A 1,340-nucleotide genomic window follows, 5' to 3' on the forward strand; every position below is an offset into this window, starting at 1 on the left:
TCGCGATATTCCACCTGATCCGGCCCGCGACGGGGGGATCCCACTTGCACCACCGCCTGTTGGAGAGGCTTTTTGGGGTGGGGGGGAGACTCGAACACCAAGGTGCGGATCCCATTGGCCTGCTCGATGTCCGAGAGGATGTCCCAGCCCCGGCCCCACAGGGTGCGGCGATAGTAGGCGGCAATCGCCTCCAGAGGCTGAGAGGTCTGCAAGATCAGGGAAGCAAGGCCCCCCTCTCGATCCCGAATCTGTCCCGAAGAGATGATGGAAGCGTTGGGCAACTGCAAGTGACGGGGAAACTGGGGGGGAAGAGCGCGGGCATCTCCTAGGGAAGCCTCAAAATGCGTGCCATCTTTGCCGATGTGACGCCGCACGGGATCCTGATCCACTTCTTGAGCAACCGGATCAGGCATCTTGCGGCAGGCCACGAGGGATCCCGCCAACAGCCCCAGGGTTAGCCGAGTAAGAATAGGCAAAGAACTTGGCCCCACTGACGTGAACCGCTCAAGACGGGGATTTTTTCTCATCCGTTGGCCAGGGATCCCTGACTGGGTTATAGCGGATCCCGCCTTTGGATACAACCAATCTCCCTTTCTGGGCCAAGTTCCAGAGCAGCCATCATTCGTCGAGCCAGGGCTGACAACTGCACACCAGGTGGCGATCCCCGTAGGCGTTGTCGATGCGGCTGACGCTGGGCCAGAACTTGTGGGCCTTGACCCAAGGGAGCGGGTAGGCGGCCAGCGAGCGAGGATAGGGGCGATCCCAGTGGTCGGCAGCCACCACCTCGGCGGTGTGGGGGGCCAGCTTGAGGGGATTGCGCACCGGATCCATCTCGCCTCGCTCAATGGCGGCAATCTCCTGGCGGATGGCAATCATCGCCTCGCAGAAGCGATCCAGCTCCTCCAGAGATTCGCTCTCGGTGGGCTCTACCATCATCGTCCCCGGCACCGGCCAGGAGATGGTGGGGGCGTGGAAGCCATAGTCCATCAGGCGCTTGGCCACATCTTCCACCTCGATGCCAGCGCTTTTTTTCAGGGGGCGCAAATCCAAAATACACTCGTGGGCCACCCACCCCCCCGGCCCCTTGTAGAGCACTGGGTAGTAGGGATCCAACCGCTTGGCGATGTAGTTGGCGTTGAGGATGGCCACTTGGCTGGCCAGGGTGAGGCCGGCGGATCCCATAAGGCGAATGTAGGCCCAGGAGATGGGCAAAATGCTGGCACTGCCCCACGGGGCAGCGCTGACGGGGCCGTTACAACCGGGCAAAACAGGATGGCCAGGCAAATAGGGCACAAGGTGGCGGGCCACGGCAATGGGCCCTACCCCCGGCCCACCCCCCC

General features: G+C 62.5%; 1 protein-coding gene and 1 pseudogene. Both read right to left on the reverse strand.

Annotated features, from left to right (window positions below):
* Positions 1-476 (reverse strand): hypothetical protein (locus tag NW856_RS14305; RefSeq protein WP_414400775.1); only part of this gene is annotated, 476 nt, incomplete at its 3' end.
* 142 nt (positions 477-618) lie between these two features.
* Positions 619-1,340, reverse strand: a pseudogene (locus NW856_RS14310) (glycine dehydrogenase (aminomethyl-transferring)); the annotation flags it as partial.

The organism is Synechococcus sp. R3-13 (genome assembly GCF_047462195.1).
GTDB lineage: Bacteria > Cyanobacteriota > Cyanobacteriia > Thermostichales > Thermostichaceae > Thermostichus.